Source organism: Nocardia pseudovaccinii NBRC 100343 (assembly GCF_001613225.1).
Taxonomy (GTDB): domain Bacteria; phylum Actinomycetota; class Actinomycetes; order Mycobacteriales; family Mycobacteriaceae; genus Nocardia; species Nocardia pseudovaccinii.
Genome location: NZ_BDBY01000452.1, coordinates 1 through 4,866, shown reverse-complemented (window position 1 = coordinate 4,866; position 4,866 = coordinate 1). Strand labels below are relative to the sequence as shown.

Annotated in this window: 7 protein-coding genes; all 7 read right to left on the bottom strand. The window is 65.7% G+C overall.

From position 1 onward, the window contains the following. The coding region (locus NP3_RS45775) for a hypothetical protein (RefSeq protein ID WP_157125009.1) at positions 1-648 on the bottom strand (648 nt) is incomplete at its 3' end. Between the two features lie 68 nt (positions 649-716). Next, positions 717-971, bottom strand: a complete 255-nt coding sequence (locus NP3_RS45770; RefSeq protein WP_063047940.1) for a hypothetical protein — start codon at positions 969-971, stop codon at positions 717-719. Next, positions 968-1,111 (bottom strand): hypothetical protein, encoded by a 144-nt coding sequence (locus tag NP3_RS48805; protein ID WP_157125008.1) that lies wholly within the window; start codon positions 1,109-1,111, stop codon positions 968-970. Before NP3_RS48805 ends, NP3_RS45770 begins: the two co-directional genes overlap by 4 nt. Before the next feature lie 71 nt (positions 1,112-1,182). Continuing rightward, complete coding sequence (locus NP3_RS45765) at positions 1,183-1,941, bottom strand: class II glutamine amidotransferase (protein ID WP_063047939.1); 759 nt, start codon at positions 1,939-1,941, stop codon at positions 1,183-1,185. Continuing rightward, positions 1,929-3,134 carry a hypothetical protein gene (locus NP3_RS45760; protein ID WP_245721400.1) on the bottom strand — a complete coding sequence of 402 codons (1,206 nt, stop codon included), beginning with the start codon at positions 3,132-3,134 and terminating at the stop codon, positions 1,929-1,931. The genes NP3_RS45765 and NP3_RS45760 overlap by 13 nt, the downstream gene beginning before the upstream one ends. A gap of 79 nt (positions 3,135-3,213) precedes the next feature. Further along, entirely contained in the window at positions 3,214-3,912 is a 699-nt protein-coding gene (locus NP3_RS45755; protein WP_245721399.1) for a class II glutamine amidotransferase domain-containing protein, read from the bottom strand. Positions 3,913-3,995: 83 nt separating this feature from the next. Next, a partial coding sequence (locus NP3_RS45750; RefSeq protein ID WP_245721398.1) for an amidoligase family protein occupies positions 3,996-4,866 on the bottom strand: 871 nt, incomplete at its 5' end.

Here is a 4,866-nt window from a genome sequence, read left to right as displayed (position 1 = left end):
CACATGGTTTGCGTCGCCGAGGAGTCCGCGTGCGGTGATGAGCGTGGCGAGTAGATCCATCGGCCGGTCACCGGTGTTGGTGGGTGTGGCGTCGCGGATCTTGCGCAGTTTCAACAATCGGGCGTTGCGGATGTCGACGCCGAGTGCGGGTGCGACGTTGTCGTTGCCGGGGTCGGAGACGATGGTGTAGTCCGATAGCGCCAGCCATGCCTGATACCAGGCTTCGGCGGGCTGACCTTCCCGCGTCGGTGTCGTGGGCGGGGTTTCGGTCACCGTCCAGCGGGCGCAGCCGCATTCGAGATCGTCACAGCGGGTGAGGCGTTCGCCGAGGGAGGACGGGTTGTAGCGGGTGCTGCGCCCGTGCAGGGTGGGGCACGCGCGCTGGGAGTAGTGCCCGCATTCCTGATGGACGCCCGGCTCTACTGCGATTCCTCGCAGGTAGTCGCTGGGCCGCAGATACAGCACGACCCGGTCACCGAACGGTTCGCCGTAGATCTGGAGGGTTTCGCCGCAGACCTGACACAGTTTGCGGGTGAGGGCGTGCAGGCGACGGACGGGATCGAGGGCTCCCCACACCGGTTGACTGCGATCGCGATGCGCCAAGGTGATGTACGGAACGACGAGCCCGTGCGAGGTCGGTGCGTGCATCAATCGCATCGGTACCGCAGGCTGTGCGGGTGTGCGTGTGCGGCGGGGAGGTGGGGTAGCGGTCATGCTCACCTCGAATCTGGTTGTGGCGCATTGAGGTTGCGTGGTGCACGACCGGCATCCGGTGAATCGGGGGTCGCGGACAGCGTGACGGTGGTGATGCGGTCGGGGGTTCCGGGACTGTGAATGCGCACATGGATGTGGGCTGTGAGCGCACCGGCGGTGGCCGCTGGTTCGGCTCGCCAGGGACCGAACCGATCCTCGTCGAGGTCGGGGAGGTTGGTTTCGATCCAGGCCAGCAGCTGCCGGCCGCTGGCGATCACAGCGAGATCCAGCGCCGACGGGTATGCGGGTGGTGGTCGTGCACATCGACCACGGCGATCGTGGTGGCGGCGGTGGTGGGGTGACCGTGGATATCGCGTAGTCGCGTCGGGGCGGGGGCTGGAATGGGCGTGTGTCTCATTCGAATTCGCGCCTCTCCTTGGGGGAGCGCCACCGCGGGTCCGATGGTGGTGTGAGTGGATGGGTTGGGGTTCAGGCGGTTTCGAGGTCGAACAGGTCGGCGTAGCGTTCCTCGCCGTCGTAGGAGGGGCAGTCGCATTGCGGGAACGCCTGGAGGCAGTCGGCGCAGAACCCGCAGGCGATGCAGTGGGGGCCGGTGGGGTCGTCGTTGAATTCGCCGCATTCGCTGCAGTGGCCCCAGTAGTCGGTGGTGTCGCTGGCCCACAGGGCGGGGAGGTAGGTGTGGTTGGAGTACCAGCTGCCCTGGTCCCAATGCCCGCGGTGTTCGTTGAAGATGTAAGCGGTGTGCTTGTAGGCGGGGTCGACGGTGAGCAGCACCATCTTGTCGAAGCCGAGCCAAGCTTCGAGTTGTTGGCGTCCGGTCCAGGAATCCAGTGACCCGAACGGGTGCTGTGGTAGGAATTCCTCGGCGGCGATGCGGGTGTCCGAGCGTGGATCACCGGGGGTGGGGTGCACGTTCTGGGGCAGGATCCCGTTGTGCGCGAGCACCGTTCGTTCATCCCCGCCGACGAGGAAGGGGTGACAGTTGTCGAGGGTGCGTGGTCCGTGGGTGGCCAGGCGGGAGTGGAACAACGCCGCACCGTCGGGGTACTGCTGTCGGATAGAAGCGAATTCGAGGATGACGGCTTCGGCGTCGAGGCCGTGGCCGGTGGTGATGGTGTTGTTGGTGATGATGGCGTATCCGTGGCCGTGGGGGTTGGCCAGCGCGCCAGCGTGTAGGGCGTCGAGGTTGGGGTTGTGGCCGGGTTTGATGAAGGTCAGGATGCACATGCCAGGTCCTCCAGTTCGGACAGAAGCGGCGAGTAGGGCGGGTGGGCGCGTAGCCAGGTGGTGAAGGCGTTCCATTCCCAGCCGCGGCGGCGCGCGATATCGGCTGCGGTCAAAGAGCGCGTGTATTCCACGGATGCGGCGGCGAAGGCCAGGGCGGCTTGGACCTGTTGTGGCTGTAGGGAGCTGGCGAAGATGCGTAGTTCGAAGGTGTGCTCGGGGCGCACGTTGATGGCGTGGTAACGGGCCGCGCCGCGCTCACCCTTGGCGAAGGCCAGCATGTTCGAGCGCGCGTGGGGGGAGAATTCGGCCCAGCTGGATGAGCGGCGGGCCAGCGTGGTGACCGGGGTCTGGTTGCGGTAGACGAATTTGAGCCACCGGTAGGCGTGGGTGGGGGAGTCGAAGCCGTTGCGGGAGAGGTGGATGTGGATGCCGACGTCGCTGTCGGTGTAGCAGCCCAGCAACCGCAGCCGGGTCAGCAGCCGCCACGGGAACCGCGTTTGCGCGTACTCATGGGACATGGGGTGAGTGACGAGTTCGAACCCGCACGGGCTGATCGAGGAATCCTCTTTCAGGTAGGCGAGGTCACCGATGTGGGCCAAGGCGGTGTCGACCGCATCGTTGAAATGGCGGGTGGGGGTTTTGATTTCGAGTTCCAGCCCCAGGAACAGCGGACCCTTGCCGTGGAAGCGAGGATCGGGTTTGTAGTCGTAGCCGTAGACCTCCGGGTGTTCGGGGCGGGTGCAGTCTTGGCAGTAGGTGTCGTCGTAGGGGATGAGATCGAAGCATTCGGCGCATTCGCGGTAGTCCTCGTCGAGGCAGGGGTCGCAGACTCGGTTTCCGCTGTGGACGCCGTAGGTGTCGGTGCACAGCCGGGCGCAGTCGTCGCAGGTTTGGTAGTCGCGGACGCAGTTGCCGCAGATCTCGCGGGCACCGACCGCGGTTGTGGTGGTGCGGCTGTAGGTGTGGCAGTCCGCGCACCGGGTCCATCCGGACACGCACCGCGCGCACAGCAGCGTGTCGTGGCTGGTGAGGTGTGGGCTGCGGGTGTGCCCTCCGCATTCGACGCACACCGACAGGTCATCGACACACGAGCGGCACAGGCATTCGCCGTCGAGGGTCGTGGTGAGGTTCGCGGGAGGGAGCCGATCGGCACATTGCGAGCACGCGGAGTCGGCGACAACGGGTGTGGGCATGACAGAAGACCTTTCGACGAAAATGGAAAGAACCCCGCGCCCAGCGGGATTCGCTGGGCGCGGGGTTCTCGGGGACAAATCAGCGGGAGATAGGCGACTTCGGTGGCCGGTGCGGATGGGTCGAAGGCAGGCCGAGCCGGCCGTGCGGGGGCGGGTGCCTGTCAGCGTGGTGGTTCTCGGCGCATTCGCAGTCGGGGAATACGGTGTCGCAGTCGAAGCACCAGCCGCACCGGCTGCAGTAGCGGCTGGTGCGGTCGAAGTCGACGTTCAGGCACGACCGACACAGGTAGCGGCGAGCCGGACGACGCGGCCGTGGCTGGTAGCTGGTGTTGGAGTACCAGATGCCGCCATCCCATCGGCCCGCGGATTCACCGAAGAGGTAGGCGCTGTGGCGGTAGGCGGGATCGACGGTGAGGATGACCAGCTTGCTGCTGCCCAGCCACGATCCCAGACCACGCGCGCCGCGGCGGGTGTCGATCGACCCGAACGGATGCCGAGCCAAATATTCCTCGGCCGCGATACGGGTATCCGAACGGCGATCGTACGGGCGCGGATGGACTCGTTTGGGAAGAGTGCCGTTGTGCGCCAACACTGTTCGCGGATCACCGCCGAGGCGGAACGGATGACAGTTGTCCACGCTGCGCTCACCGTGGGTGGCGTAGCGGGAATGAAACAATGCCGCCCACCGCGGATACCGTGCGCGCACCGCGGTGAAGTGGTCGATCACCGCGGTGCCGTCCATGCCGTGGCTGGTGATGATGCGGGTCCCAGCGATCACGGCGAAACCGTGACCGTGCGGATTCACCCTCGCCCCGACCGACAAGGCCACAGGATTCGGTGCGGCGCCAGGCGGGAAGTAGGTCAGCAAGCACACGACAGGTCCTCCATCTCCGCCAACAGCGGCCCATACAGGCCGCGGTGTGCGGTGACCCAGGTGGCGAAGCGTGACCATTCCCACGCCCCGGACCGCACGTCAGCGACCCGCATGTCCCGGGTGTAGTCGATCGATGCGGTGGTGAACGCCAACGCGGCCTGCACTTGCTGCACATCGAGCGAGGACGCGAACACCCTGAGCTCCAGGGTTTTTCGTGGGTAGGGGTTGATAGCCTGATATCGGCTCAACCCCAACGCGTGCAGCGGGTCTTTGGCGGTGTGTTTGACCTTCGCTCGGGCTCGCTGATCGAACGGCGCGTAGTGCGAGCGGCGGCGCGCGATAACCGTGACCGCGGACTCGTTGCGATACAGCATCTTCATCCACCGATAGATGTGGGCTGGCGAGGCGAATCCGGCACGGCTGGCGTGGATATGCAGCCCGACACTGGCATCGGCGCGACATCCGAGCTCGGCGAGTTCTCCGAGCAGCGGCCACGGGAACTCGGCGATCGCGTACTCGTACGACATCGGATGGGTCACCAGCTCGAACCCGCCGGGTTCGATCGAGGAATCCCGCTTCAGGTACCCCAACAGCCCGAGGTGATCGCCTGCGAGTGTGACGCTGTGTCGGTGGTGGTGTTCGGGGACAACGATTTCCAGTTCCATCCCCAGATACAGCGGCCCGTTGCCGTGGAAGCGTGGGTCGGGTTTGTAGCTGTAATTCCACACGTGATGCGGATGATCGCAGGTATCGCACTCACCCCCGACACGGGTCAAGGTGCCGCAGCCACGGCAGCTCGAATAGTGCTCGGCACAACGACCACACACACGCCCGCCGCCGGAGAGGTAACGGCTAGTA

Coding starts and splice junctions, on each gene's coding strand:
- NP3_RS48805 (WP_157125008.1), bottom strand. CDS start 1,111: ATGAGACACACGCCCATTCCAGCCCCCGCCCCGACGCGACTACGCGAT.
- NP3_RS45765 (WP_063047939.1), bottom strand. CDS start 1,941: ATGTGCATCCTGACCTTCATCAAACCCGGCCACAACCCCAACCTCGAC.
- NP3_RS45760 (WP_245721400.1), bottom strand. CDS start 3,134: ATGCCCACACCCGTTGTCGCCGACTCCGCGTGCTCGCAATGTGCCGAT.